The 23,594-nt window shown below is 42.0% G+C and carries 35 protein-coding genes; 33 read left to right on the top strand and 2 right to left on the bottom strand.

The window, feature by feature from the left end:
- Positions 1-3 precede the first annotated feature (3 nt).
- Together POV27_RS16115 and POV27_RS16110 are read right to left on the bottom strand one after the other, a co-directional pair.
- Entirely contained in the window at positions 4-3,066 is a 3,063-nt protein-coding gene (locus tag POV27_RS16115; RefSeq protein WP_272863821.1) for a SusC/RagA family TonB-linked outer membrane protein, read from the bottom strand.
- Positions 3,067-3,182: 116 nt separating this feature from the next.
- Entirely contained in the window at positions 3,183-4,958 is a 1,776-nt protein-coding gene (locus POV27_RS16110; RefSeq protein WP_272863820.1) for a POTRA domain-containing protein, read from the bottom strand.
- 108 nt (positions 4,959-5,066) lie between these two features.
- On the opposite strand from POV27_RS16110, the gene rpsL reads away from it, so the two are divergent.
- The 33 genes from rpsL to carA all read left to right on the top strand — a co-directional run bounded on the left by rpsL (position 5,067) and on the right by carA (position 23,523).
- Positions 5,067-5,441 (top strand): 30S ribosomal protein S12, encoded by a 375-nt coding sequence (rpsL, locus tag POV27_RS16105; RefSeq protein ID WP_024770883.1) that lies wholly within the window; start codon positions 5,067-5,069, stop codon positions 5,439-5,441.
- Positions 5,442-5,466: 25 nt separating this feature from the next.
- A complete protein-coding gene (rpsG, locus tag POV27_RS16100; RefSeq protein ID WP_272863819.1) occupies positions 5,467-5,943 on the top strand; it encodes a 30S ribosomal protein S7 in 477 nt (158 codons plus the stop codon).
- 7 nt (positions 5,944-5,950) lie between these two features.
- The gene (fusA, locus tag POV27_RS16095) at positions 5,951-8,080 is read left to right on the top strand and encodes an elongation factor G (protein ID WP_272863818.1); all 2,130 of its coding nucleotides are present in this window, start codon (positions 5,951-5,953) and stop codon (positions 8,078-8,080) included.
- A 10-nt stretch (positions 8,081-8,090) separates the two neighbouring features.
- Positions 8,091-8,396: a 30S ribosomal protein S10 gene (gene rpsJ / locus POV27_RS16090; RefSeq protein ID WP_010181931.1), complete on the top strand. Its 306-nt coding sequence runs from the start codon at positions 8,091-8,093 to the stop codon at positions 8,394-8,396.
- Between the two features lie 187 nt (positions 8,397-8,583).
- Positions 8,584-9,195: a 50S ribosomal protein L3 gene (gene rplC, locus POV27_RS16085; RefSeq protein WP_272863817.1), complete on the top strand. Its 612-nt coding sequence runs from the start codon at positions 8,584-8,586 to the stop codon at positions 9,193-9,195.
- Positions 9,195-9,824: a 50S ribosomal protein L4 gene (gene rplD, locus POV27_RS16080; RefSeq protein WP_272863816.1), complete on the top strand. Its 630-nt coding sequence runs from the start codon at positions 9,195-9,197 to the stop codon at positions 9,822-9,824. The genes rplC and rplD overlap by 1 nt, the downstream gene beginning before the upstream one ends.
- 7 nt (positions 9,825-9,831) lie before the next feature.
- Positions 9,832-10,122 (top strand): 50S ribosomal protein L23, encoded by a 291-nt coding sequence (gene rplW / locus POV27_RS16075; protein WP_272863815.1) that lies wholly within the window; start codon positions 9,832-9,834, stop codon positions 10,120-10,122.
- A 26-nt stretch (positions 10,123-10,148) separates the two neighbouring features.
- Positions 10,149-10,973 (top strand): 50S ribosomal protein L2, encoded by an 825-nt coding sequence (rplB, locus tag POV27_RS16070; RefSeq protein WP_272863814.1) that lies wholly within the window; start codon positions 10,149-10,151, stop codon positions 10,971-10,973.
- A gap of 3 nt (positions 10,974-10,976) precedes the next feature.
- Complete coding sequence (gene rpsS / locus POV27_RS16065; RefSeq protein WP_272863813.1) at positions 10,977-11,255, top strand: 30S ribosomal protein S19; 279 nt, start codon at positions 10,977-10,979, stop codon at positions 11,253-11,255.
- 6 nt (positions 11,256-11,261) lie between these two features.
- Positions 11,262-11,669 carry a 50S ribosomal protein L22 gene (gene rplV, locus POV27_RS16060; protein WP_272863812.1) on the top strand — a complete coding sequence of 136 codons (408 nt, stop codon included), beginning with the start codon at positions 11,262-11,264 and terminating at the stop codon, positions 11,667-11,669.
- Between the two features lie 6 nt (positions 11,670-11,675).
- Entirely contained in the window at positions 11,676-12,398 is a 723-nt protein-coding gene (gene rpsC, locus POV27_RS16055; protein ID WP_272863811.1) for a 30S ribosomal protein S3, read from the top strand.
- 20 nt (positions 12,399-12,418) lie between these two features.
- Positions 12,419-12,838 (top strand): 50S ribosomal protein L16, encoded by a 420-nt coding sequence (gene rplP / locus POV27_RS16050; RefSeq protein ID WP_272863810.1) that lies wholly within the window; start codon positions 12,419-12,421, stop codon positions 12,836-12,838.
- 17 nt (positions 12,839-12,855) lie between these two features.
- Positions 12,856-13,047 carry a 50S ribosomal protein L29 gene (gene rpmC, locus POV27_RS16045; RefSeq protein WP_272863809.1) on the top strand — a complete coding sequence of 64 codons (192 nt, stop codon included), beginning with the start codon at positions 12,856-12,858 and terminating at the stop codon, positions 13,045-13,047.
- A gap of 17 nt (positions 13,048-13,064) precedes the next feature.
- Positions 13,065-13,322, top strand: a complete 258-nt coding sequence (gene rpsQ, locus POV27_RS16040) for a 30S ribosomal protein S17 (protein WP_272863808.1) — start codon at positions 13,065-13,067, stop codon at positions 13,320-13,322.
- Between the two features lie 2 nt (positions 13,323-13,324).
- Positions 13,325-13,693, top strand: a complete 369-nt coding sequence (gene rplN, locus POV27_RS16035) for a 50S ribosomal protein L14 (RefSeq protein WP_272863807.1) — start codon at positions 13,325-13,327, stop codon at positions 13,691-13,693.
- 12 nt (positions 13,694-13,705) lie between these two features.
- The gene (rplX, locus tag POV27_RS16030) at positions 13,706-14,020 is read left to right on the top strand and encodes a 50S ribosomal protein L24 (RefSeq protein WP_272863806.1); all 315 of its coding nucleotides are present in this window, start codon (positions 13,706-13,708) and stop codon (positions 14,018-14,020) included.
- Between the two features lie 2 nt (positions 14,021-14,022).
- Positions 14,023-14,574, top strand: coding sequence for a 50S ribosomal protein L5 (gene rplE / locus POV27_RS16025; RefSeq protein WP_272863805.1), 552 nt, complete (start codon positions 14,023-14,025; stop codon positions 14,572-14,574).
- Between the two features lies 1 nt (position 14,575).
- Positions 14,576-14,845 carry a 30S ribosomal protein S14 gene (gene rpsN / locus POV27_RS16020; protein WP_272863804.1) on the top strand — a complete coding sequence of 90 codons (270 nt, stop codon included), beginning with the start codon at positions 14,576-14,578 and terminating at the stop codon, positions 14,843-14,845.
- 64 nt (positions 14,846-14,909) lie between these two features.
- On the top strand, positions 14,910-15,308 hold the full coding sequence (rpsH, locus tag POV27_RS16015; RefSeq protein ID WP_272863803.1) for a 30S ribosomal protein S8: 399 nt from the start codon (positions 14,910-14,912) through the stop codon (positions 15,306-15,308).
- Positions 15,309-15,325: 17 nt separating this feature from the next.
- The gene (gene rplF / locus POV27_RS16010; protein WP_272863802.1) at positions 15,326-15,868 is read left to right on the top strand and encodes a 50S ribosomal protein L6; all 543 of its coding nucleotides are present in this window, start codon (positions 15,326-15,328) and stop codon (positions 15,866-15,868) included.
- 11 nt (positions 15,869-15,879) lie between these two features.
- On the top strand, positions 15,880-16,236 hold the full coding sequence (gene rplR / locus POV27_RS16005; protein WP_272863801.1) for a 50S ribosomal protein L18: 357 nt from the start codon (positions 15,880-15,882) through the stop codon (positions 16,234-16,236).
- A gap of 4 nt (positions 16,237-16,240) precedes the next feature.
- Positions 16,241-16,765 carry a 30S ribosomal protein S5 gene (gene rpsE, locus POV27_RS16000; protein ID WP_272863800.1) on the top strand — a complete coding sequence of 175 codons (525 nt, stop codon included), beginning with the start codon at positions 16,241-16,243 and terminating at the stop codon, positions 16,763-16,765.
- Positions 16,766-16,779: 14 nt separating this feature from the next.
- Positions 16,780-16,959, top strand: a complete 180-nt coding sequence (gene rpmD / locus POV27_RS15995; RefSeq protein WP_272863799.1) for a 50S ribosomal protein L30 — start codon at positions 16,780-16,782, stop codon at positions 16,957-16,959.
- Between the two features lie 11 nt (positions 16,960-16,970).
- A complete protein-coding gene (rplO, locus tag POV27_RS15990) occupies positions 16,971-17,423 on the top strand; it encodes a 50S ribosomal protein L15 (RefSeq protein WP_272863798.1) in 453 nt (150 codons plus the stop codon).
- 12 nt (positions 17,424-17,435) lie between these two features.
- Positions 17,436-18,770: a preprotein translocase subunit SecY gene (gene secY, locus POV27_RS15985; protein ID WP_272863797.1), complete on the top strand. Its 1,335-nt coding sequence runs from the start codon at positions 17,436-17,438 to the stop codon at positions 18,768-18,770.
- Positions 18,771-18,870: 100 nt separating this feature from the next.
- Entirely contained in the window at positions 18,871-19,086 is a 216-nt protein-coding gene (infA, locus tag POV27_RS15980) for a translation initiation factor IF-1 (RefSeq protein ID WP_034259287.1), read from the top strand.
- Positions 19,087-19,090: 4 nt separating this feature from the next.
- The gene (gene ykgO, locus POV27_RS15975; protein ID WP_013305171.1) at positions 19,091-19,207 is read left to right on the top strand and encodes a type B 50S ribosomal protein L36; all 117 of its coding nucleotides are present in this window, start codon (positions 19,091-19,093) and stop codon (positions 19,205-19,207) included.
- Between the two features lie 3 nt (positions 19,208-19,210).
- On the top strand, positions 19,211-19,585 hold the full coding sequence (rpsM, locus tag POV27_RS15970; protein ID WP_272863796.1) for a 30S ribosomal protein S13: 375 nt from the start codon (positions 19,211-19,213) through the stop codon (positions 19,583-19,585).
- 11 nt (positions 19,586-19,596) lie between these two features.
- Entirely contained in the window at positions 19,597-19,989 is a 393-nt protein-coding gene (gene rpsK / locus POV27_RS15965) for a 30S ribosomal protein S11 (RefSeq protein ID WP_272863795.1), read from the top strand.
- Positions 19,990-20,071: 82 nt separating this feature from the next.
- Positions 20,072-20,677, top strand: a complete 606-nt coding sequence (rpsD, locus tag POV27_RS15960) for a 30S ribosomal protein S4 (protein ID WP_272863794.1) — start codon at positions 20,072-20,074, stop codon at positions 20,675-20,677.
- A gap of 99 nt (positions 20,678-20,776) precedes the next feature.
- Positions 20,777-21,769: a DNA-directed RNA polymerase subunit alpha gene (locus POV27_RS15955; RefSeq protein ID WP_272863793.1), complete on the top strand. Its 993-nt coding sequence runs from the start codon at positions 20,777-20,779 to the stop codon at positions 21,767-21,769.
- A gap of 64 nt (positions 21,770-21,833) precedes the next feature.
- Positions 21,834-22,307: a 50S ribosomal protein L17 gene (rplQ, locus tag POV27_RS15950; protein WP_272863792.1), complete on the top strand. Its 474-nt coding sequence runs from the start codon at positions 21,834-21,836 to the stop codon at positions 22,305-22,307.
- Between the two features lie 91 nt (positions 22,308-22,398).
- Positions 22,399-23,523, top strand: coding sequence for a glutamine-hydrolyzing carbamoyl-phosphate synthase small subunit (gene carA, locus POV27_RS15945; RefSeq protein WP_272863791.1), 1,125 nt, complete (start codon positions 22,399-22,401; stop codon positions 23,521-23,523).
- Positions 23,524-23,594: the final 71 nt, after the last annotated feature.

Here is a 23,594-nt window from a genome sequence, read left to right as displayed (position 1 = left end):
ATTTTAGAAACTCACATCCAATCCTACTTGAATGGATTTTGTGTTTGGATAACTGTATAAGGTAGCTTCGCCCGGTGCCACCGTATTGGCAAAGTTGATTGTTTCGCCCGAGGCGATTCCCACTTCAGGATCCCCAAAGAATTTGGTGAAGGTCAGAAGGTTTTGTCCCTGTACGTAAAGCCGCAAGGAACTCACAGGGATTTTTTCCAAAATCTTTTCCCCGGCGGTATAAGACAATGTGATATTTCGCATACGGATATAATCTCCTTTTTCCAAAAAACGATCGGAGTTCACCGAGTTGGCCTCGTTTTGGAACAAGGGGCTCGGGTGTACATTTGTGTCTCCGGGTTGTCTCCAGTAATTGAAGGCGTCAAGTGCCTGATTGTCCTCGATATTGAACCCATCGGAGGTTAGGTTGGACCGTACAAAATTGTTGATCCAGTTACCTGCTTTGAAAACAAAATCAGTTCTCAATCCAAAACCTTTGTAGCGAATGTTAGAGAAGAATCCTCCTTCCTTATCTGCAATGGTCGATTTGCCCTGAAGTACTCGATTGTTGTTTTCATCTTCGGGAAGGTCATCGGCTCTATAGGTATTTCCATCGGCCCCGAAGTAGAGGGGTGCTCCATTGCTTGGGTCAACGCCTGCATAACGAACCAAATAGTGCTCGTTCACTTTTGCCCCCTCCCGGAAAAGTATATTGAAAGCGTTGGCCGGAGTCACATCCTCACCTTCGGGTAATTCTAGGATTTCTGTATCCAAGAATACAATGTTGCCTCCCAAGGTCCACTTGAAGTCTGGGTTTCTGAATACATCTGCCTGCAGGGAAATCTCCAGTCCTTTGTTTTCAATCGTACCTAAGTTTCCAGTTACCGTGCCTACGCCGGATTCGCTGGACTTGGGGATAGCGAATAGAAGGTCTTCAGTTTTACGAACAAAGTAATCCGTTACCCCTCGAATCCTATTGTTGAATAGATTGAACTCCATCCCTACATTGGTGGTAGTAGTCGTTTCCCATTTCAATTCCGGATTTCCAATATTGGAAGGAATGGTGGCAGAGCCTCCAGGATAGGAGCCAAACTGCACATTGTCCTGTGCCGCGTACCTCGTAATTCCGTCCCTGTTTCCTGTTGTTCCGTAGGATCCGCGTAGTTTCAGGTCGTCCACAAAGCCAACCTTGAAGAAATCTTCTTTGGCTACATTCCAACCTAAACTTCCACTGTAAAAAAGACCAAATCTGTTATCGGCTCCAAAGTTGGAAGAACCGTCATATCGAACGGAGGCCGATGCCAAGTACTTTTCTTTGAAATCGTAGTCGGCAAACATTCCGTAGGACACTAGGGTTAGTTTGTCCCGAGTGGTAGAGCCTTGGGTAACCTGCGCCGCATTGGACTGGGTGGAAAGTTCGGCAGAGGGGAATCCTATGCTTCGAACGCGATATCCATTGTTTTCGTTGTAGTTGTATTCGAAAAGGCCAAGCACATCCAAGTGATGGTTTTCGGTTTCAAGATTGTAATTCAGTCGATTGCTAATGGTCATGTCGAACCGATATGTGCCGGTGTCCAATTTATTTCCGGGATTATCCGGATCGCCAATTATTTCGTCCAAGATTCCACCGGGTTTGGAAAACCGTTCTGCTCGTCGATTCAAGCTGCTTATGGCGGTTGTAAAGGAGTAGCTTAAAAAGTCTGTGAATCGAACTTCCGAATTAACGCTGGTCAACAAATTATTCTCAATGTCTACTGCAGGTTCTGTAAGCAATGCCCCTCTCACATTAAATGTGGTGTGCGTTGGGGTGTATTCGGGATCGCCATTTTCGTCCAAGATGATTTCCCCGTTTTCATCCAATTCAAATTCTGTTTCATAGGGGTTGTAATCATACATAGCCCTAAAGGGGTTTTGTACATTGTTGCGATCACGGGGTTCATCGCTGGTAGATCTAGAATATCCCACATTGACGCCTAGTGAAAGCCATTCCTTTGGATCGAAGTTTAGATTTACCCTACTGTTGATTCTTTCAAAACCGTCCAACTGATCTATAATGCCCGTATTTCGGTCATGCCCAACAGAGAAGAAGTAATCCATCTTTTCCGACCCTCCAGAAAAGGACACACTGTTATTCTGTATGATACCCTCTTTTAGGATAAGATCTTGCCAGTCGGTCTCATTGTCCAACAAGAATTGCCGTTCTGAGCTCCCGGGCAAGGTCGTTACCCCCGGGAGGTTCCCGGCAGCAGTAACACCAAGGGCAAACAATTCGGATTCGAACTGCATTTTCTGTTCAGCATCCATCACATCGAAATTCGGATTGATCCTGGAGGTCACTCCGTAGCGGGAACTGAAACGAATAACACCGTCCTTATTCCGTTGCCCCGATTTAGTGGTAATGAGAACAACACCACTAGAGCCTCGGGAGCCGTAACGGGCAGTTGTTGCGGCATCCTTTAAGATGGTAATGTTTTCAATATCTTCATTGGGTATATTTCCCAATTCCTGTTCCCTAATAATAGCACCATCCACAACGTATAAAGGGGAGGAGGCGCTTGCAGTTAAGGAGCCGATCCCTCGAATCCTAACAAAAGCTCCTTGCCCTGGTTTACCGTTGGCCGAAGTTACTTGCACCCCTGCTGCCTTACCTTGCAATAGGTTATCGATACTTGTGGTTGGGCTCAGCTCCGTAATTTCGCTGGCCCCTATGGAAACAATGGCAGAACTTTGGGTAATCTGTTTTCTCTTTGAATATGTTAATAGTAGAACTGGCTCCAATAGATTGTCGGGAAGCAATTCCACATTAATAGTGTTTGTGTCACTTACTACAATTTCCTGATTTTGAAACCCCACATAGCTAAAAACTAAGGTGCTCCCTACATTCACTGTAAGGGAATAGGCTCCATTGAAATCTGTTTGGGTTCCTTGCGAGGTTTCCTTCACTAGAATATTCGCTCCGAGAAGGGGTAACCCTTGATCGTCGACCACCGTTCCGGTGATTTCCTTTTCTTGTGAAAATGACCATTGTGCCACCATAAGAAGCAGCACAATTGCCATCCTCCATTTTCTTTTCTCCATAGTTTTGCATTTTTAATTCCATACAAAAGTTTTAAGAAAATGTTAAAGGAAAAAGAAACCGCTATCGCGTTTTATAAATATGGAAAAATGGAAAAGTAAGGGACGATAAACCTTTACTAGAAGCGGGATGAGAGGCTAATATGGATTTTTGTATTCGAAAATTTGAACTCCTGATCCTGTGAAATTCCGTTGGCAATATTGAATCTAAATACGCCAGCTTCCGTGTTGAGTCCAAGACCCAATCCGAAACTAAATAACTCCTCTTTTAGGTCTAATACGTTGTTTTCGAAATAAGCCACATCGACAATACTATGTACGTAGGTAGTGGCGTTGAAGAGGTATCGGTACTCTGTATTGAGCACCGTGAATAGAGAAGCGTCTATGCTGTTTTCGCTAAAACCCCGTATGCTGTTTATACCCCCAAATCGGAACAGTTCGTTGGTGAGATAATCGTCACTGGAAAGGACGCTGCTTTCGCTATTTAAGTATATCGAGTTTCTTAAATTAAGACTAAAGATATGACTTAACCTTCCGGTGATTCTAAACTGATCTTGTTTGCCGGCATCGTTTTCACGATTTCCTATTTCTCCATTGAGCTCGATACGTGTTTTTACGGGAAAAAAACCTTGTATCTGGGGTCTTCTGTAGGCTACACCCAAAAGCGCATATCTGGAGTTGTAGTCTTCTACTGCCGATCCTGCGATGACTTCGTCCAGAAGGTTGCTGGATTCATAGGTTCGATATCCGGCCGATAAGGATAGGTTGGGACCGGCTTGATAATGGAGTCGTGCCTGTTGATCTGTCGTAGAAAAGGTACTGTCCCTTTTAAAAATGGTTAGTTCTCCGCTCACACCAAAGGGTGATTTAAAAAGGTAGGGTAGTACTGCCTTGGCCTTGAAGTTTTGTTGTTCCCTACCGTCTGCTTTATAGTTTAAGAGCAGTTGTTCTCCAAAGTTGAGATTGTTGTTCAGTTCGAGGTTAAGGAATCCGTTGAATTCTATTTTTTGTGTTTCGGGGTTGGTGGCAAATCCTAGGATCCCATCGAACAGGTTATTGTTTCTTTTTTCCAAGTAGAAGTATATGGTGGTTGAATCTTTTCTGAAAAGTGCTTCGGGAGGCTTAATTGTTGAGACGAATCCCAAATTGTTCAGCAATTCGTTTTGCCGGGTGACTTTATCTCGGTCCAAGGTCTTTCCGGTTCTGATTCCGGCGTAATACTTCAAAAAGGATTGGGGGAATTTCTCATATCCCTTTATGACGATCTTGTCTAAGGTGCGCTGTGGCCCTAGTTGAATATTCAGTTGGGCTTCTAATGTTTTCTGGTCTTTCTTCTGAATATTGGACAAGGCAACGCGTGCAAAGGGATTTCCGTCCTGGCTCAGCTGTTTGTTCAGATAGGAAAGCACCGTTTCGGCATTTGCAATGAGAATGGTGAAGTGGTTTTCTTCTACTTCGTTTGAAATGATCTTTAGCAAATCACTGTCAAGCTGTTCGGGATTGTAATGGATTTTGATGCGGCTCCAGCGATTGCCCAAATAGAGGTCTGCGCCAAACAAGGAATCGTTCTTTCGTTCTAAGGCAATGAGCCGACTTTCTAGAAAACCCCGTTTCTGAAGTTTGGGAAGGAGGGAGTCCAATTCGGATGAGAGCGATTTGTAATCGGGGTGGTTTGTTTTGGTTTCGAGGGAATCCAGCAATCCTTCCGTAAATGCTTTTTCGGCCTTAATTTCTAGGGTTAAATTCTGAGCATGAGCAACTTCAGAAATTTGTATATATATATTAAGGTATAAAATAAGATATAAGACACGCTTCAAAATACCTCCTTTAGGGTCTGTAAAACTAACGCTATTGGTGCGCTTTTCATATTTCAATTTTAAATAATTGTTACTCAATCAAAAATAATTTTGGGCATATTGGAATAATTCAATTTTATTTCTACCTTTGCACGCCCTTTTATAGGGGAAATTATGTCATTTAATTAAGTATAATAAGGATTTTATATGCCAACTATTTCACAATTAGTACGAAAAGGAAGAGCCAAAATAACCAAGAAGAGTAAATCGGCTGCTTTGGATTCGTGCCCGCAACGTCGCGGTGTGTGTACACGTGTATATACCACTACTCCTAAGAAACCGAACTCTGCGATGCGTAAAGTAGCGCGTGTTCGTTTGACCAATGGAAAAGAGGTAAACGCATACATCGGCGGTGAAGGACACAATCTTCAAGAGCACTCGATAGTATTGGTTAGAGGTGGAAGGGTAAAGGATTTGCCGGGAGTTAGATATCATATCGTTCGTGGAGCTTTGGACACCGCTGGTGTTGAAGGTAGAACACAACGTAGATCTAAATACGGTGCAAAACGCCCTAAGAAGTAATTTTAAACAGCTTTAAAACGAAGAAATGAGAAAAAGAGCAGCCAAGAAAAGACCGCTTTTACCAGATCCAAGATTTAATGACCAGTTGGTAACGCGTTTTGTGAACAACTTAATGTGGGATGGTAAGAAGTCGGTGGCTTTCAAAATTTTCTACGATGCAATCGATATCGTAGACGAGAAAAAACAAGACGAAGAAAAAACGGCTTTGGAACTATGGAAGGACGCACTTTCCAATGTTATGCCTCACGTAGAAGTACGTAGCCGAAGAGTAGGAGGGGCTACTTTCCAAATCCCTATGCAAATACGCCCAGACCGTAAGATTTCAACCGCTATGAAGTGGTTAATTGGTTATGCTAGAAAGCGTAACGAGAAGTCGATGGCGCAAAAATTGGCTGCTGAGATTTTAGCAGCTGCTAAAGAAGAAGGTGCTGCAGTTAAAAAACGTGTTGATACGCACAAGATGGCTGAAGCAAACAAAGCATTCTCACACTTTAGATTCTAATATAAAAATGGCAAGAAATTTAAAACTTACTAGAAATATTGGGATTGCCGCGCATATCGATGCCGGTAAGACTACCACTACAGAGCGTATCCTTTACTATACAGGGGTAAGCCATAAGATTGGAGAGGTTCACGATGGTGCTGCCACTATGGACTGGATGGAGCAAGAGCAGGAAAGAGGTATTACTATTACTTCTGCTGCTACGACTTGTACCTGGAACTTCCCTATAGAAAATGGTCAGCCAACCGATGAAACCAAAGGATATCACTTTAACATTATCGATACTCCTGGTCACGTAGACTTTACAGTAGAAGTAAACCGTTCTTTACGTGTATTGGACGGGTTGGTATTCTTGTTTAGTGCGGTAGACGGTGTAGAGCCTCAGTCTGAGACTAACTGGAGATTGGCAGATAACTATAAAGTTCCTCGTATTGGGTTCGTGAACAAAATGGACCGTCAGGGATCTAACTTTATGGGTGTGTGTCAGCAGGTAAAAGATATGTTGGGATCTAATGCAGTGCCAATTGTAATGAACATTGGTGATGAAGCGGATTTCAAAGGTATTGTTGATCTTGTTAAGAACCGTGCAATTGTTTGGCACGATGAAACCCAAGGGGCTACATTCGATGTAATCGATATTCCTGAAGAACTACAAGCAGAAGCTGCTGAGTTGAGAGGTAAATTGATCGAAGAGGTAGCTGCTTATGACGAGGATCTTCTTGAAAAATTCATGGAGGACGAAGACTCTATTACAGAAGAAGAAATTCACGCTGCTTTGCGTGCCGCTGTAATGGATATGTCCATTATTCCTATGATCTGTGGATCTGCATTTAAGAATAAAGGAGTTCAGTTCCTTTTGGACGCTGTGTGTCGTTACCTGCCTTCTCCTGTAGATAGGGATGCAATTGTAGGTACGGATCCAGATACCGAAGAAGAGATAAGCCGTAAGCCAAGTGTAGACGATCCATTCGCTGCTTTGGCATTTAAGATTGCTACCGATCCTTTCGTAGGTCGTTTGGCATTCTTCCGTACGTATTCTGGTCGTTTGGACGCAGGTTCTTATGTGTTGAACAACCGTTCTGGTAAGAAAGAACGTATTTCACGTATCTATCAGATGCACTCCAACAAGCAAAATGCAATTGATTTTATTGAAGCAGGAGATATTGGAGCAGCTGTAGGATTTAAAGATATTAAGACAGGAGATACCCTTTCTGCAGAGAAAGCTCCTATCGTGTTGGAATCTATGGATTTCCCAGATCCGGTAATTGGTATTGCAGTGGAGCCTAAGACAAAGGCCGATGTGGATAAGTTGGGAATGGCTTTGGCTAAATTGGCTGAAGAAGATCCAACGTTCCAAGTGCGTACCGACGAAGCTTCTGGACAAACCGTTATTTCTGGTATGGGAGAGCTTCACTTAGATATTATCGTGGATCGTTTGAAGCGTGAGTTTAAAGTAGAGGTTAACCAAGGTAAGCCTCAGGTAGAGTACAAAGAAGCTATTACTCGTGATGCAGATCACAGAGAAGTATATAAGAAACAAACAGGGGGTCGTGGTAAATTTGCGGATATCGTATTTACGCTAGGGCCTGCCGAAGAAGGAAAAGTAGGTCTTGAATTCATTAACAATATTAAAGGTGGTAACATTCCTAAGGAATTTATCCCTTCTGTTGAAAAAGGATTTAAGGCAGCGATGAAAAACGGTCCTTTGGCTGGATTCGAAGTAGATAGTATGAAGGTTACACTTAAGGATGGTTCTTTCCACCCTGTAGATTCCGATCAGCTTTCTTTCGAATTGGCTGCTAAGCTTGGTTTCAAGAACGTAGCAAAGTCGGCTGGAGCTGTGATCATGGAGCCTATCATGAAGTTGGAGGTATTGACTCCAGAAGAGAACATGGGTGATATCGTAGGTGACTTGAACCGTCGTCGTGGTCAGGTAAATGACATGAGCGACCGTGCAGGATCTAAAGTTGTTAAGGCAGAGGTGCCACTTTCTGAAATGTTCGGTTATGTAACCACATTAAGAACGTTGTCTTCAGGTCGTGCAACTTCTACTATGGAATTTTCACACTATGCAGAGACTCCTTCCAATATTTCGGAAGAAGTAATCGCTGCAGCGAGAGGAACCGCTAACGTTTAAATTATCAGCAATGAGTCAAAAAATTAGAATCAAATTAAAATCTTACGATCATAATTTAGTGGACAAATCTGCTGAGAAAATCGTAAAGACCGTAAAAAGTACCGGTGCTGTGGTAACGGGTCCAATTCCATTGCCAACACACAAAAAGATCTTTACCGTGTTGCGTTCGCCGCACGTAAACAAGAAGAGTAGAGAGCAGTTCCAATTAAGTTCTTATAAGCGCTTGTTGGATATCTACAGCTCTTCTTCAAAAACCATCGACGCTCTTATGAAATTGGAGCTTCCAAGTGGTGTAGAAGTAGAGATCAAGGTATAAGTATAAGGCCGAAGTAATTCGGAAGACATGTCCTGAGCTGCGGGCGAGGGAAAGACGGAAACAAAATAACATTCGGGGTCGAATTTATTTTGACCCCATTTTTTTGAAGGTTTGTTTCCCCTCTGTTCACCGAAACGGTGTGCAGGTGAAAAAAAGTAAATAATTAGTAAACTATAAATAATTAAATATGTCTGGGTTAATAGGAAGAAAGATAGGGATGACCAGCATCTTTGACGAGAACGGAAAGAACATTCCGTGTACCGTGATTGAAGCAGGGCCCTGTGTTGTTACCCAAGTCAGAACCAAAGAGGTTGACGGGTATGAAGCTCTTCAGCTTGGTTTCGATGACAAGAAGACTGCTAATAAAGCTGCCGAAGGGCACGCCAAAAAAGCGGGAACCGTTGCAAAACGCAAAGTTGTTGAATTCCAAGGATTCGAAGAGGAGTATAAACTAGGTGATACCATCACTGTAGAGCACTTTGCAGAAGGCGAGTTCGTGGATGTTGCAGGAACTAGCAAGGGTAAAGGTTTCCAAGGGGTGGTAAAACGTCACGGATTTGCCGGGGTGGGTCAAGCGACTCACGGTCAGCACAACCGTTTAAGAGCACCTGGTTCCATTGGTGCGGCATCGTATCCTGCACGAGTATTCAAAGGGATGCGTATGGCTGGACAAATGGGGAACGAAAAAGTGAAAGTACAAAACCTTAGAGTGTTGAAAGTAGTTCCTGAAAAGAACCTACTTGTTGTGAAAGGATGTGTTCCTGGTCACAAGAACGCTTATGTAACGATTCAGAAATAATGAAGGTAGCTGTATTAGATAAAAACGGAAAAGACACGGGTAGAAAGGCAGACCTTTCTAAGGACGTGTTCGGGATTGAGCCTAATAATCATGCTGTATACCTCGATGTAAAGCAGTACTTGGCCAATCAACGTCAAGGAACCCACAAATCTAAAGAGCGTGGAGAGATTACGGGAAGTACCCGTAAGATCAAGAAGCAAAAAGGAACCGGTACGGCCCGTGCGGGAAGTATCAAGTCTGGAGTGTTTAAAGGAGGAGGGAGAATGTTCGGTCCAAGACCAAGAAACTACTCTTTCAAATTGAACAAAAACGTAAAGCGTTTGGCTCGTAAATCTGCCTTGAGTATGAAGGCTAATGACAAGTCGATCGTTGTTCTTGAGGACTTTACATTGGATGGTCCAAAGACAAAAGAGTTCACTGCTGTATTGAAGAATTTAGGACTGGAAAACAAAAAGTCTTTGTTTGTGTTGGGAGAGTCGAATAATAATGTATATTTGTCGTCTCGTAATTTGAAAGGCACTGAAGTTGTAACTAACTCAGAATTAAGCACTTACAAAATTATGAATGCAAACAGCTTAGTGTTGTTTGAAGGTTCTTTGGAAGGAATTGAAGAAAACTTAAGTAAATAGAGACAAGATGGATATCTTAATTAAACCTATTATTACAGAAAAAGCTACAAGGGATGCGGAAGATAATAACCGTTTCACTTTTGTAGTACACTCGAAGGCGAATAAGATAGAAATCAAAAAAGCGGTTGAGGCTGCTTATGGAGTTTCTGTTACTGCAGTTCGCACAATGAATGTCCGCCCAGATAGACGTGTTCGTTATACGAAAACGGGTATCCAAACTGGTAAAACAAATGCTTATAAAAAGGCAATTGTACAGGTGGCGGAAGGTGATACAATAGATTTTTACGCAAACATCTAATCTGATTTAGATTTAAAACGACAACAATGTCAGTAAGAAAGTTAAAACCAATCACCCCAGGACAGCGTTTTAGAGTTGTAAATGGATTTGACGCCATTACGACTGATAAGCCGGAGAAGAGTTTATTGGCTCCGAAAAAACGTTCTGGAGGTAGAAACAGTCAAGGAAAAATGACCATGCGCTACAAAGGTGGTGGTCATAAAAGACGATACAGAATTATCGACTTTAAACGCAACAAGCACGGAATCCCTGCTACTGTTGCTTCTATCGAATACGATCCAAACCGTACAGCGTTTATCGCTTTGTTGAATTACCAAGATGGTGAGAAGCGATATGTAATTGCGCAAAACGGACTTCAAGTAGGTCAAAACATCGTTTCCGGTGAAAAAGTGGCTCCAGAAATTGGAAATGCCATGACCTTAGCAAACATCCCATTAGGTACTATTATTTCCTGTTTAGAATTACGTCCTGGTCAAGGTGCTGTTATGGCACGTAGTGCTGGAGCATTTGCTCAGCTTATGGCAAGAGATGGTAAATATGCAACAGTGAAATTACCTTCTGGTGAAACCCGAATGATCTTAGTTACTTGTATGGCAACCATCGGTGCTGTTTCTAACAGTGACCACCAATTGTTGGTGTCTGGTAAAGCGGGTAGATCTAGATGGTTGGGTAGAAGACCTCGTACAAGACCAGTAGTAATGAACCCGGTTGATCACCCAATGGGTGGTGGTGAAGGTAAGTCTTCTGGAGGACACCCACGTTCTAGAAACGGTATCCCTGCAAAAGGATATAGAACCCGTTCTAAGACTAAAGCGAGTAATAAATACATTATCGAACGTAGAAAGAAATAAGCTATGGCAAGATCATTAAAAAAAGGACCATACGTTCACTATAAGTTAGAGAGAAAAGTATTGGCAAATGTGGAGGCTAATAAGAAGACTGTAATCAAGACTTGGTCACGTGCTTCTATGATCACTCCAGATTTTGTTGGACAGACTATCGCAGTACATAACGGGCGCCAGTTCGTTCCTGTATATGTTACTGAAAACATGGTAGGACATAAACTAGGAGAATTTTCACCTACAAGATCATTCCGTGGTCACGCTGGTGCAAAAAACAAAGGAAAAAAATAATAGGCCATGGGAGTTCGTAAAAGAGAAAGAGCAGAGCAAATCAAGGAGGCGAAGAAGACTCAATACTTCGCTAAGTTGAACAATTGCCCTACATCACCTAGAAAAATGCGCTTGGTTGCGGATTTGGTAAGAGGTGAGAAAGTAGATAAAGCGCTTAATATTTTAAGATTCAGTCAAAAAGAGGCTTCACGTCGTTTGGAGAAGTTGTTGCTTTCTGCCATTGCAAACTGGCAAGCAAAGAACGAAGATGCTTCTATCGAAGATGCCGATCTTTTTATTAAGGAGATCCGTGTGGACGGAGGTACCATGTTGAAAAGACTTCGTACTGCTCCACAAGGACGTGCGCACAGAATTAGAAAACGTTCCAACCACGTAACATTGGTGCTTGGAGCTAACGATAACACACAAAGCTAAATTTAAATGGGACAGAAGACAAATCCAATCGGAAACCGCTTAGGTATCATTAGAGGATGGGAATCCAACTGGTACGGAGGTAACGACTACGGCGATAAATTGGCCGAGGACGATAAGATTAGAAAATATGTTCACGCTCGTTTAAGTAAAGCTAGTGTGTCTAGGGTAATCATCGAAAGGACCCTAAAGCTTGTAACCGTTACTATCACTACGGCCCGTCCCGGTATCATTATCGGTAAAGGAGGTCAAGAGGTAGACAAGTTGAAGGAAGAGCTTAAGAAGATTACTGGTAAGGAAGTACAGATCAACATCCACGAGATCAAAAGACCTGAATTAGATGCTTACTTAGTAGCTGCGAGTGTTGCTCGACAAATTGAAAATCGTATTTCATACCGTCGTGCAATTAAAATGGCTATTGCTGCTGCTATGCGTATGAACGCAGAGGGTATCAAAATTCAGATCTCTGGACGTCTTAACGGTGCTGAAATGGCACGTAGCGAGGCGTACAAAGATGGTCGTATTCCTTTATCGACTTTTAGAGCCGACATTGACTATGCTTTAGTAGAAGCTCACACTACCTATGGTAGATTGGGTGTAAAAGTATGGATCATGAAAGGCGAAGTATATGGAAAAAGAGAGCTTTCTCCGCTAGTTGGATTGTCCAAGAAAGGTGGAAAAGGTGGTTCTGGTCGAGGTGGTAACAACAAATCACGTCGTAACAGAAAGTAATTTTTTAAAGAGAAAAGAAGATGTTACAACCTAAAAGAACAAAATTCCGTAAACAGCAAAAAGGACGTATGAAAGGAAATGCTGGTCGTGGTAATCAGTTGTCATACGGAACTTTTGGTATTAAGTCTTTAGAATCGAATTTCTTGACAGCGCGTCAAATTGAGGCGGCTCGTATTGCAGCTACCCGTTATATGAAAAGGGAAGGATCCCTATGGATCATGATCTTTCCAGATAAGCCAATTACCAAGAAACCTCTTGAGGTACGTATGGGTAAAGGAAAGGGTGCTGTAGAATATTGGGCTGCTGTTGTTAAGCCTGGAAGAGTTTTGTTTGAAGTATCTGGAGTTCCATTGGATGTTGCTAAAGAAGCATTACGATTGGCAGCTCAGAAACTTCCAGTAAAAACGAAGTTTATCATTTCAAGAGACTATCAAGCTTAATTTTTAGAATTGTCATTATGAAACAATCAGAAATAAAAGAAGCATCAACAGCGGAGCTACAAGAGCGTTTGGCTGAACTTAAAAAGGCCACAACGGATCTAAAAATAGCACACGCTATATCACCGTTGGAAAATCCAATTCAATTGAGAGGGCAGAGAAGAGCCATTGCTAGAATTGCGACAGAACTAACTAAAAGAGAGGTGCAATAATTGTACGAAGCTGAAAGATGGAAAAAAGAAATTTAAGAAAAGAGCGTATTGGTGTAGTAACTTCTAGCAAAATGGAGAAATCCATTGTTGTGGCAGAGGTTAAGAAAGTAAAACACCCTATGTATGGAAAGTTCGTTTTGAAAACGAAAAAATACGTAGCACACGACGAGAAAAACGACTGCAACGAAGGGGATACTGTAAAGATCATGGAAACAAGACCTATGAGTAAAACCAAGTGTTGGAGATTAGTAGAAATCATTGAAAGAGCGAAGTAATCATGGTACAACAAGAATCAAGACTAAAAGTTGCAGATAACACCGGGGCTAAGGAAGTACTTACCATCCGTGTGTTGGGAGGTACAAAGAAACGTTACGCTTCTATTGGTGACAAAATTGTAGTTACTGTAAAAGAAGCTACTCCTAACGGAAACATTAAAAAAGGTACAGTTTCTACCGCTGTGGTGGTTCGTACCGTGAAAGAAGTTAGAAGACCCGATGGTTCTTACATCCGTTTCGATGACAACGCCTGTGTATTATTAGGTCCTCAAGGGGAAATGAGAGGTACACGTGTTTTCGGACCGGTAGCTAGAGAGCTTCGTGACAAACAATTCATGAAAATAGTATCATTGGCACCTGAGGTGCTTTAATGCGAAAGTAAGATGGCAAAGCTTAAGATAAAATCAGGGGATAACGTAGTAGTTACTGCCGGGGACCACAAAGGATCCGAAGGAAAGGTATTGCGTATTTTCCGTGAAAAGAACAAAGCAATTGTAGAGGGAGTAAACCTTGTAAAGAAACATGAGAAGCCAAGTGCTGCAAATCCTCAAGGTGGAATTACAGAAAAAGAAGCTCCTATTCATATTTCTAACCTGTCGTTGATCGATCCGAAGTCTGGAGAGGCTACACGTGTAGGTTATAGAATGGAAGATGGTAAAAAAGTACGATTTTCTAAAAAATCGAATCAAGTATTATAGTTATGGGATATACACCTAGACTTAAGGAAGAATACAAGAGCAAGATTGTTACTGCTCTTATGGATGAGTTCGGCTATGCAAACGTTATGCAAGTGCCAAAACTTCAGAGCATCGTTGTGTCTCGTGGGGTTGGTAATGCTGTGGCCGACAAAAAATTGATCGAGTATTCCGTAGACGAGTTGACCATGATTACGGGTCAGAAAGCAGTTCCAACCATTTCTAAAAAGGATGTGGCTACTTTCAAACTTCGTAAAGGAATGCCCATTGGTGCAAAAGTAACACTACGCGGAGAGCGTATGTATGAGTTCTTGGATCGTTTGATCACCTCTGCATTGCCACGTGTACGTGACTTTGGTGGTATCAAGGCTACTGGATTCGATGGTAGAGGAAACTACTCTTTGGGAGTTACCGAGCAGATCATCTTTCCAGAGATCGATATCGACAAGGTAAAGAAGATCGAGGGGATGAACATCACCTTCGTTACTTCTGCCGAAACCGATAAAGAAGCAAAATCATTATTGTCTGAACTAGGATTACCTTTTAAAAAGAACTAAGATGGCTAAAGAATCAATGAAAGCCCGCGAGGTGAAAAGAGCAAAAACGGTAGCGAAGTATGCTGAGAAGCGTAAAGCTTTGAAGGAAGCTGGAGACTACGAAGCACTTCAAAAATTACCAAAAAATGCATCTCCTATCCGTATGCACAATCGTTGCAAACTAACGGGTAGACCTAAAGGGTACATGCGTCAGTTTGGTATTTCACGTGTAACTTTCCGTGAAATGGCTAACCAAGGTTTAATCCCTGGAGTTAGAAAGGCTAGCTGGTAATAAGTAATATAAACAGGTAGAAGGTTTGGCATAAGCCGAAAACCATTACCGTAAACAAGGATAAATGACAACAGATCCAATCGCAGATTTTCTAACAAGGGTTAGAAACGCAGTAAAAGCAGGACACCGAGTAGTGGAAGTCCCTGCTTCTAATTTAAAAAAGGAGATTACCAAGATCTTATTTGATCAAGGATATATCTTAAGCTACAAATTTGAGGACAAGGGGCCACAAGGAACCATTAAGATTGCCCTTAAGTACGACAAGCTTACCAAAGATCCGGTAATCAAGAAGATTCAAAGAGTTAGTAAACCAGGTCTACGTAAGTATTCAGGTTCTTCAGAAATGCCCCGTGTATTGAATGGTTTGGGTATTGCTATTGTTTCCACTTCTGCTGGAGTGATGACAGGAAAGCAAGCTGCCAACCAGAATGTAGGAGGTGAAGTACTTTGTTACGTATACTAATTTAATAAAGACTAGAAATGTCAAGAATAGGTAAAAGCCCAGTAGCAATCCCAGACGGTGTGACCGTAGAGGTGAATGACAATGTAGTTACCGTAAAAGGGAAGTTAGGCGAGTTAACTCAGGAGGTATCCGACGTTAGCGTAAAAGTAGAAGAAGGGAACGTGGTTTTGGAGCGTCCTTCCGATGCGAAAGATCACAGAGCAAAACACGGATTGTACCGTGCGCTTATCAATAACATGGTGCAAGGTGTATCCACTGGATGGACCAAAGAACTAGAGTTGGTAGGGGTAGGTTACCGTGCCAGCAACCAAGGGAACAAATTGGATTTGGCCATTGGTTTTTCTCACAACATTGTTATGGACATCGCTCCCGAAGTAAAAGTGGAGACGGTAAGTGAGAAAGGAAAAAACCCTATTGTAAAATTAACATCACACGACAAGCAATTGGTAGGACAGGTAGCGGCCAAGATCCGTTCTTTCCGTAAGCCAGAACCTTATAAAGGAAAAGGTATCAAGTTTGTTGGTGAGATCATTAGAAGAAAAGCAGGTAAATCTGCATAAGAAATTAAGTTATGGCATTATCTAAGAGCGAAAGAAGAGATCGCATCCGTTTCAGAATTAGAAAAACGGTTTCTGGTACCGAGCAGCGTCCACGTTTGGCGGTTTTCAGAAGCAATAAAGAAATTTATGCGCAACTTATTGACGATGTAAATGGAAAAACCATTACTGCTGCATCTTCAAGAGATAAGGACATCGACGCTTCCAAAGTTAACAAAACGGAAGCTGCGAAAATGGTAGGTAAAGCAATCGCTGAGAAAGCTGTGAAAGCTGGAGTAGAGAGCGTTACTTTCGACAGAGGAGGTTACCTATACCACGGAAGAGTTAAATCATTGGCTGAAGGAGCTCGCGAGGGCGGACTAAAATTCTAAGAATATGTATCAAAATTATAAAAACGTAGAAACAGTTAAGCCCGGAGGTCTAGAATTGAAAGACCGTTTGGTTGGGGTACAACGTGTAACCAAGGTAACCAAAGGGGGTAGAGCTTTCGGATTTTCAGCAATCGTAGTAGTAGGTGATGAAAATGGCGTAGTAGGTCAAGGACTTGGAAAGTCTAAAGACGTTGCTAGTGCTATCGCTAAGGCTATCGAAGATGCTAAGAAGAACTTGGTACGTATTCCTATTAATAAAGGAACACTTCCTCACGAGCAAAAAGGAAAGTACGGTGGAGCTAGAGTAACCTTGTTGCCAGCTGCTCCCGGTACCGGGGTAATCGCCGGTGGTGCTGTACGTGCTGTATTGGAAGCCGTTGGAGTTCACGATGTATTGTCAAAATCTCAGGGATCTTCTAACCCTCACAACGTAGTAAAAGCTACTTTCGATGCTTTGTTGCAGATGAGAAGTGCTCAAACCGTTGCGAGACAAAGAGGAATTTCACTAGAGAAATTGTATAAAGGATAAAATACTAAAGAGAAATGGCAAAGATTAAAGTAACAAAGGTACGCAGCGCGATCAACCGCCCGCAAAACCAAAAGAGAACCTTGGAAGCTCTTGGCCTAAGAAAAATCGGTCAGACAGTAGAGCACGAGGATACGCCAAATATTCTTGGTATGATAAAAAAAGTTAATCACCTAGTTTCTGTTGAGACTAAATAAGATATTGAACAATGGATTTAAGTAATTTAAAACCAGCTGAAGGTTCGGTTAAAAAACAAGGAAAACGCGTAGGACGCGGACAAGGTTCCGGTAAAGGTGGTACGGCTACCCGTGGACACAAAGGGGCTAAGTCACGTTCTGGTTACTCCAAGAAACTAGGATTCGAAGGAGGACAGATGCCATTACAGCGTCGTGTTCCTAAGTTCGGGTTCAAGAACATTAACCGCAAAGAGTACCAAGGTGTAAACTTGGATACCCTTCAGGCGCTAGTGGACGACAAGAAAATTAAGGATACTGTAGATTTTGATACTATGGTAAGTCTAAGACTTGCTGGTAAGAACGAGATGGTGAAGATCTTGGGAAGAGGCGAGCTAAAAGCAAAATTGAAAGTATCTGCTCATAAGTTTACTGCATCTGCAAAGGCGGCTATCGAGGCTGCTGGAGGTGAGGCTGTAGAACTTTAATTTTTATAAAGGATGAAATTTATTGATACCATAAAAAATGTTTTCAAAATAGAAGAGCTTCGTAGCCGCATCATGGTAACGTTGGGTCTTCTATTGGTGTACCGTTTTGGTGCGCAAGTTGTATTGCCAGGAATCGATGCTTCTAAGCTATCTGAATTTGCTGGTAAATTCGATGCAGGTGGAATCGGAGGATTGCTTAATGCATTTACTGGAGGAGCATTTTCTAATGCTTCTGTATTTGCATTGGGGATCATGCCTTACATTTCCGCTTCTATTGTGGTACAATTAATGCAAATTGCCATCCCTTATCTTCAAAAGCTTCAGAAAGAAGGAGAAAGTGGTAGAAAGAAGATTACTCAGATTACCCGTTGGTTAACCATCGGTATCTGTTTGGTACAAGCACCTAGTTACATTGCAGGGATCCAATACTTAGGGGTTCCACCAGAAGCTTTCGTACTTGGGCTTACGCCTACCTTCTACGTTTCTTCCATCATCATCTTGGTAACAGGATGTATCTTCGCAATGTGGTTGGGTGAGAAGATTACAGACAAGGGAATTGGAAATGGTATCTCTATCCTTATTATGGTAGGTATCATCGCAATATTGCCTCAGTCATTTGTTCAGGAAGTGGCTGCTAGTCCTTTCATGATGGTATTGATCGAATTGGTAATCTGGTTCGTAATTATTCTACTTTCTGTTTTATTGGTATTGGCGGTTCGTAAGATTCCTGTACAATACGCGCGTAGAACGGCAAGCGGAGGGTACGAGAAGAATATTTTTGGAGCAAGACAGTTCATTCCTTTGAAGCTGAACGCTTCTGGGGTAATGCCTATTATCTTTGCCCAAGCATTGATGTTCGTACCAACAGCCTTGGCCAATTTGCCAAGATTGAGGGATACAGAGTTTGGTCAGAGTATGTTGGCCACCTTTAGCGATATTTTCGGATTATGGTACAATGTAGTATTCGCGTTATTGATCATCATCTTTACGTATTTCTATACTGCGATTACTGTACCGACCAATAAAATGGCAGACGACCTGAAACGTAGTGGAGGATTTATTCCTGGTATTAAGCCTGGAACCGACACCGCGGAGTACTTAGATAGAATTATGTCTCAGATTACATTACCAGGATCTATTTTCTTGGCATTGATTGCAATCTTTCCAGCATTCATCGTGAAGTTGATGGGAGTGCAGCAAGGATGGGCATTGTTCTTTGGAGGTACATCACTTTTAATTATGGTAGGGGTTGCAATCGATACGATGCAACAAATTAACTCCTACTTATTGAACCGTCATTACGATGGCTTAATGAAAAGTGGTAAAAACAGAAAGGCAGTAGCATAATTAGAATATAGTAGTTAGTAGTTAGACGTTAGAAGGCGTTGAAGACTACAAAAAGGAAACAACAATCTAACTCTAACGACCAACAACTTAAAACTAAAGAATGGCAAAACAACCAGCAATAGAACAAGACGGAACAATCGTAGAGGCATTGTCTAATGCAATGTTCCGTGTAGAATTGGAAAACGGTCATATTGTTACAGCGCACATTTCGGGTAAGATGCGCATGCACTATATCAAATTATTACCCGGAGATAAGGTAAAATTAGAGATGAGCCCTTACGATTTAACCAAGGCTCGTATAACATACAGATACTAAAGAGATGAAAGTAAGAGCATCCGTTAAGAAAAGAAGTGCCGACTGCAAGATCGTACGCAGAAAAGGCCGATTATATGTAATTAACAAAAAGAACCCAAGGTTCAAACAAAGACAAGGATAAGTTATGGCAAGAATCGCAGGTGTAGATATCCCGAAGCAGAAAAGGGGTGTAATCGCGTTAACGTATATCTTTGGGGTAGGTAAGAGCCGTGCCCAAAGTATACTGGAAAAAGCCGGAGTTAGCGAAGACAAAAAAGTAAACGAGTGGAACGATGATGAGATCGGGAAAATTCGTGAAGCTGTAGGGTCTTACAAAATCGAAGGTGAGCTACGTAGTGAGGTTCAATTGAGCATTAAGCGCTTAATGGACATCGGTTGTTACAGAGGTATTCGTCACAGAGCAGGTCTTCCTTTAAGAGGACAGCGTACGAAGAATAACTCAAGAACGAGAAAAGGAAAACGTAAAACAGTTGCTAACAAGAAGAAGGCAACTAAATAATACCTAGAGATATGGCAAAGTCTAGCTCAAAAAGTACAAAAAAACGTAAGGTTAATATCGAGGCCGTGGGTGAAGCTCACATCACTGCTTCCTTCAACAATATTATCATTTCGTTGACCAATAAAAATGGAGATGTAATCTCTTGGTCTTCTGCCGGGAAAATGGGCTTTAGAGGATCTAAGAAAAACACTCCTTACGCTGCTCAGTTGGCAGCAGAAGATTGTGCCAAAGTTGCACAAGAAGCAGGTCTTCGTAAAGTAAAAGTTTACGTAAAAGGACCTGGTAATGGTAGAGAATCTGCCATCCGTACAATTCACAATTCAGGAATTGAAGTTACCGAAATCATCGATGTAACTCCAATGCCGCACAACGGATGTCGTCCACCAAAAAGACGTAGAGTATAATTAATTTAAGTATAAACCGAAGGAACAAGGAAACTAGAGGATGACCTTAATTTAGCGTTCCCCTTCAAAATCAAATTTTAAAATGGCAAGATATACTGGTCCAAAAACAAAAATCGCCCGTAAGTTTGGAGAGGCTATTTTTGGAGAAGACAAATCTTTCGAAAAAAGAAATTACCCTCCAGGACAACACGGTAACAACCGTAGGAGAGGTAAAAAATCCGAGTACGCTATTCAGTTGGCCGAGAAGCAAAAGGCTAAGTACACGTACGGGATCTTGGAGCGTCAGTTCCGAAACATGTTTAAAAAAGCAACTGCAGCACCTGGAATTACAGGTGAGGTATTGCTTCAATTGTGTGAGTCACGTTTGGACAACGTAGTGTACCGTATGGGAATTGCTCCTACGCGTAGCGCTGCAAGACAATTGGTGTCTCACCGTCATATTACCGTTAACGGTGAAAAAGTTAACATTCCATCATACCAGTTAAAGGCTGGAGATGTTATTGGTGTTAGGGAAAAATCTAAATCCCTAGAAGCTATTCAAAATTCTTTGGCGAATGCCAGTCATGTATACGAGTGGATCACTTGGAACTCTGAGACTAAAGAAGGAACTTTCGTTTCTGTGCCTCAGCGTCTTCAGATCCCAGAAAACATTACTGAGCAGTTAATCGTGGAATTATATTCTAAATAATAAGTTAATCATATTGGTATTTGGCCAAAGGGTTTATGAGTCCTCTTCAAACTCTTAAACTGCGCAACCAAATAACAATTAAAACGAAGAACAAACAATATGGCAGTATTTAGTTTTCAGAAGCCTGATAAGGTTATCATGATCAATTCGACGGATTTCGAAGGGAAATTCGAATTTCGCCCTTTGGAACCCGGATATGGATTGACCATTGGTAATGCTTTACGACGTGTTTTACTTTCCTCTTTGGAAGGTTTTGCAATCACTTCGGTACGTATCGAAGGTGTAGACCACGAGTTTTCTACGATTGCAGGCGTAGTGGAAGATGTAACTGAAATCATTTTGAACCTAAAACAAGTTCGTTTTAAGCGTCAAATTGATGAAATAGATAACGAGACTGTAACCATTTCTGTTTCCGGACAGGAAGTACTTACCGCTGGTGATTTCCAAAAATTCATCTCCGGTTTCCAAGTATTGAACCCAGATTTGGTTATTTGTAATATGGACTCTAAGGTGAACCTTAACTTCGAGATCACTATCGAAAAAGGTCGTGGATACGTTCCTGCGGAAGAGAACAAAAAGGCGAATGCCCCTCTAGGAACCATCTTTACCGATTCTATCTATACTCCTATCAAAAATGTGAAGTATAGCATAGAGAACTATCGTGTAGAGCAAAAGACCGACTACGAGAAATTGGTTTTCGAAATCATCACCGATGGTTCCATTCACCCAAAAGATGCGTTGACCGAGGCTGCTAAGACCTTGATCCACCACTTTATGTTGTTCAGTGACGAGCGTATTACCCTTGAGGCAGACGAAATCGCTCAGACCGAAACGTATGATGAGGAGTCATTGCACATGCGTCAGCTACTTAAGACCAAGTTGGTAGACATGGACCTTTCCGTTCGTGCCTTGAATTGTCTTAAAGCTGCCGAGGTAGATACTTTGGGTGACCTTGTATCTTACAATAAGAATGATCTTATGAAGTTCAGAAACTTCGGTAAGAAGTCCTTGACCGAGCTAGAAGAGCTAGTAAACGTGAAAGGATTGAACTTCGGTATGGATCTTTCAAAATATAAATTAGATAAAGATTAAGTAATACATCATATTTTGCTCCCCAGAGCGGGTCGTAGCAAGATGATGATTAAACACAAATGTCATGAGACACGGAAAAAAATTCAACCACTTAGGAAGAAAGGCAGCCCACAGAAAGGCGATGCTAGCCAATATGGCTTGCTCATTGATCGAGCACAAAAGAATCAATACCACTGTGGCAAAAGCGAAGGCCCTTAAGAAATTCGTTGAGCCTTTAGTAACTAAGTCCAAAGAAGACACTACGCACAACCGTCGTATCGTTTTCAGTAGATTACGCCAAAAGCAAGCTGTAACCGAATTGTTCAGGGATGTGGCTGTAAAGGTAGGAGATCGTCCAGGAGGATACACCCGAATCATTAAGTTAGGGAATCGTCTTGGGGATAATGCAGAAATGGCGATGATCGAATTGGTAGACTATAATGAGTTGTACAATGCAGGTAAGCCGGCTAAAAAGAAATCAACACGTCGTAGCCGTCGTGGAGGTGCTAAACCGGCCGCTCCAGCAGCGACAACGGAAGTCAAAAAAGAAGAAGAATAAATTGAATTTTTCTAATGTGAATAACAAAGGGATAAGCTTTTAAAGTTTATCCCTTTTTTTGAACTATTTTTGCAAAACTTTTGTTCTGAATATGAAATACCAAACACGTAAAAAAGCCCTCATACTTTTGGCAGACGGTACCATCTTCTATGGGAAAGCCGTTGGGGGAAAAGAAGGCTCCGCTTTTGGAGAAGTTTGTTTCAACACCGGAATGACCGGTTATCAGGAAATCTTTACCGACCCCTCTTACTTTGGTCAGTTAATGGTCACCACCAATGCCCACATCGGGAACTACGGGACCAATGTTGACGAAGTAGAGTCCGATAGCGTTAAAATCGCTGGTCTTATCTGTAGAAACTTCAGTTATCACCATTCGCGCTATTCGGCAGACGATTCGTTAGAATCCTTTTTGGATAAGAACAATCTACTGGCCATTAGCGATGTGGATACTCGCGCCCTAGTGAGTTATATCCGAGATCATGGTGCCATGAACGCTGTTATTTCTACCGATGTGGATAACATAGACGGTTTAAAGAAGCAATTGGCGGAAGTGCCCGATATGAACGGATTGGAGTTGGCGAGCAAGGTGTCTACCAAAGAACCTTATTTCTTTGGGGACGAAAACGCCACCTACAAGATTTCTGCTCTGGATATTGGGATTAAGAAAAATATCCTTCGCCATCTGGCAGAAAGGGATTGTTACATCAAGGTATTCCCATACGATACTACCTATGAGGAAATGGCCACTTTTAATCCTGATGGATATTTCTTGAGCAATGGTCCTGGGGATCCAGAACCGTTAACACAATCCATTGCAACAGCAAAGGACATCTTGCAAACGGGAGCACCCCTATTCGGAATTTGTCTTGGGCATCAGGTATTGGCTTTGGCCAATGGCATTTCTACCTATAAAATGCACAACGGACACCGTGGGATTAATCACCCGATCAAGAATTTATTAACGGGGAAAGGGGAAATCACTTCCCAGAACCACGGATTTGCCATTAACCGAGAGGAAACCGAAGCGCATGGCGACGTAGAAATTACCCATGTTCATTTAAATGACCATACGGTAGCGGGAATCCGATTAAAAGGAAAACCTGTCTTCTCGGTGCAATATCACCCAGAAGCAAGTCCAGGACCACACGATGCGACCTATTTGTTCGATCAGTTCTTGGAAAACATAAAAAATGCAAAATTGGAAAAGGCCCATTAAGTTGGGCTTTTTTTAATGGAGCTTTCGAAAACGATTTAGTGTGAAAACAGGGCGTTTGTTCCTGTTTTCGA

It is taken from the genome of Aureisphaera galaxeae, from assembly GCF_028561275.1.
In the GTDB taxonomy this organism is placed as follows: Bacteria; Bacteroidota; Bacteroidia; order Flavobacteriales; family Flavobacteriaceae; genus Aureisphaera; species Aureisphaera galaxeae.
Note: the sequence above shows the minus strand (reverse complement) of the source record. Positions and strands in the feature narration are given on the sequence as shown.

What these genes read in the sequence shown, in the direction of transcription:
- carA (WP_272863791.1), top strand. Translation starts at nt 22,399, where the DNA reads ATGAAATACCAAACACGTAAAAAAGCCCTCATACTTTTGGCAGACGGT.
- rplV (WP_272863812.1), top strand. Translation starts at nt 11,262, where the DNA reads ATGGGAGTTCGTAAAAGAGAAAGAGCAGAGCAAATCAAGGAGGCGAAG.
- rpmD (WP_272863799.1), top strand. Translation starts at nt 16,780, where the DNA reads ATGGCAAAGATTAAAGTAACAAAGGTACGCAGCGCGATCAACCGCCCG.
- rplE (WP_272863805.1), top strand. Translation starts at nt 14,023, where the DNA reads ATGGGATATACACCTAGACTTAAGGAAGAATACAAGAGCAAGATTGTT.
- POV27_RS16115 (WP_272863821.1), bottom strand. Translation starts at nt 3,066, where the DNA reads ATGGAGAAAAGAAAATGGAGGATGGCAATTGTGCTGCTTCTTATGGTG.
- rplW (WP_272863815.1), top strand. Translation starts at nt 9,832, where the DNA reads ATGGATATCTTAATTAAACCTATTATTACAGAAAAAGCTACAAGGGAT.
- rpsK (WP_272863795.1), top strand. Translation starts at nt 19,597, where the DNA reads ATGGCAAAGTCTAGCTCAAAAAGTACAAAAAAACGTAAGGTTAATATC.
- rplN (WP_272863807.1), top strand. Translation starts at nt 13,325, where the DNA reads ATGGTACAACAAGAATCAAGACTAAAAGTTGCAGATAACACCGGGGCT.
- rplB (WP_272863814.1), top strand. Translation starts at nt 10,149, where the DNA reads ATGTCAGTAAGAAAGTTAAAACCAATCACCCCAGGACAGCGTTTTAGA.
- ykgO (WP_013305171.1), top strand. Translation starts at nt 19,091, where the DNA reads ATGAAAGTAAGAGCATCCGTTAAGAAAAGAAGTGCCGACTGCAAGATC.
- rplQ (WP_272863792.1), top strand. Translation starts at nt 21,834, where the DNA reads ATGAGACACGGAAAAAAATTCAACCACTTAGGAAGAAAGGCAGCCCAC.
- rpmC (WP_272863809.1), top strand. Translation starts at nt 12,856, where the DNA reads ATGAAACAATCAGAAATAAAAGAAGCATCAACAGCGGAGCTACAAGAG.
- rpsC (WP_272863811.1), top strand. Translation starts at nt 11,676, where the DNA reads ATGGGACAGAAGACAAATCCAATCGGAAACCGCTTAGGTATCATTAGA.
- rplP (WP_272863810.1), top strand. Translation starts at nt 12,419, where the DNA reads ATGTTACAACCTAAAAGAACAAAATTCCGTAAACAGCAAAAAGGACGT.
- secY (WP_272863797.1), top strand. Translation starts at nt 17,436, where the DNA reads ATGAAATTTATTGATACCATAAAAAATGTTTTCAAAATAGAAGAGCTT.
- POV27_RS15955 (WP_272863793.1), top strand. Translation starts at nt 20,777, where the DNA reads ATGGCAGTATTTAGTTTTCAGAAGCCTGATAAGGTTATCATGATCAAT.
- rplO (WP_272863798.1), top strand. Translation starts at nt 16,971, where the DNA reads ATGGATTTAAGTAATTTAAAACCAGCTGAAGGTTCGGTTAAAAAACAA.
- rpsN (WP_272863804.1), top strand. Translation starts at nt 14,576, where the DNA reads ATGGCTAAAGAATCAATGAAAGCCCGCGAGGTGAAAAGAGCAAAAACG.
- rplD (WP_272863816.1), top strand. Translation starts at nt 9,195, where the DNA reads ATGAAGGTAGCTGTATTAGATAAAAACGGAAAAGACACGGGTAGAAAG.
- infA (WP_034259287.1), top strand. Translation starts at nt 18,871, where the DNA reads ATGGCAAAACAACCAGCAATAGAACAAGACGGAACAATCGTAGAGGCA.
- rpsL (WP_024770883.1), top strand. Translation starts at nt 5,067, where the DNA reads ATGCCAACTATTTCACAATTAGTACGAAAAGGAAGAGCCAAAATAACC.
- rplR (WP_272863801.1), top strand. Translation starts at nt 15,880, where the DNA reads ATGGCATTATCTAAGAGCGAAAGAAGAGATCGCATCCGTTTCAGAATT.
- rpsM (WP_272863796.1), top strand. Translation starts at nt 19,211, where the DNA reads ATGGCAAGAATCGCAGGTGTAGATATCCCGAAGCAGAAAAGGGGTGTA.
- rpsS (WP_272863813.1), top strand. Translation starts at nt 10,977, where the DNA reads ATGGCAAGATCATTAAAAAAAGGACCATACGTTCACTATAAGTTAGAG.
- rpsJ (WP_010181931.1), top strand. Translation starts at nt 8,091, where the DNA reads ATGAGTCAAAAAATTAGAATCAAATTAAAATCTTACGATCATAATTTA.
- rpsG (WP_272863819.1), top strand. Translation starts at nt 5,467, where the DNA reads ATGAGAAAAAGAGCAGCCAAGAAAAGACCGCTTTTACCAGATCCAAGA.
- rpsE (WP_272863800.1), top strand. Translation starts at nt 16,241, where the DNA reads ATGTATCAAAATTATAAAAACGTAGAAACAGTTAAGCCCGGAGGTCTA.
- rplC (WP_272863817.1), top strand. Translation starts at nt 8,584, where the DNA reads ATGTCTGGGTTAATAGGAAGAAAGATAGGGATGACCAGCATCTTTGAC.
- rplX (WP_272863806.1), top strand. Translation starts at nt 13,706, where the DNA reads ATGGCAAAGCTTAAGATAAAATCAGGGGATAACGTAGTAGTTACTGCC.
- rpsQ (WP_272863808.1), top strand. Translation starts at nt 13,065, where the DNA reads ATGGAAAAAAGAAATTTAAGAAAAGAGCGTATTGGTGTAGTAACTTCT.
- rplF (WP_272863802.1), top strand. Translation starts at nt 15,326, where the DNA reads ATGTCAAGAATAGGTAAAAGCCCAGTAGCAATCCCAGACGGTGTGACC.
- fusA (WP_272863818.1), top strand. Translation starts at nt 5,951, where the DNA reads ATGGCAAGAAATTTAAAACTTACTAGAAATATTGGGATTGCCGCGCAT.
- rpsH (WP_272863803.1), top strand. Translation starts at nt 14,910, where the DNA reads ATGACAACAGATCCAATCGCAGATTTTCTAACAAGGGTTAGAAACGCA.
- rpsD (WP_272863794.1), top strand. Translation starts at nt 20,072, where the DNA reads ATGGCAAGATATACTGGTCCAAAAACAAAAATCGCCCGTAAGTTTGGA.